The following is a 461-nucleotide window of genomic DNA, read 5'->3' on the forward strand; positions in this document are numbered from 1 at the left end:
TCATCATTGCCAGAGGCGAACTCTTGGAACTCTGGCGCACTGCCGATATTGCCTTCGCCGACGAAAAAAGTACTCATCGTGATACCTCCACTGCGGTTGTGAGTTGGCGCAGTAACCGTTCGGCACTGGCCATTTTTTTCGCGCAGGTGGTGGCCTGGCGGTAAAGCGAATGCACCACGCTCATCTGCAGGTTCAGTGCAATGCGATCGCATTCGAAACGGTGCAATCTCTCGCGTACGGCCTGCGGCAGGGAGGTGTTGCAGATGTGGCTCTCCCAGACCGCAACGCCCATACGGGCGAAGTCACGGGTGCGCCAACGCAAAAAGGTGCTGCCTGCGCTGGTGTTTTGCAGCACTAAACGAATGTCCAGCAGCGAGTAAGGGGGATGTCCTGCTTGCTGCACCACAGCCTCCATCAGGTGACATAACTGCGCCTCGATTTCCCTCGCTACCTGCGCCAGG

General features: G+C 57.7%; 1 protein-coding gene. It reads right to left on the reverse strand.

Annotated elements, in window-relative coordinates:
- Positions 1–73 precede the first annotated feature (73 nt).
- A partial coding sequence (locus tag KMS84_RS43875; RefSeq protein ID WP_256921314.1) for a DUF3158 family protein occupies positions 74–461 on the reverse strand: 388 nt, incomplete at its 5' end.

This window comes from Streptomyces hilarionis (assembly GCF_024539675.1).
Classification (GTDB): Bacteria; Actinomycetota; Actinomycetes; order Streptomycetales; family Streptomycetaceae; genus Streptomyces; species Streptomyces hilarionis.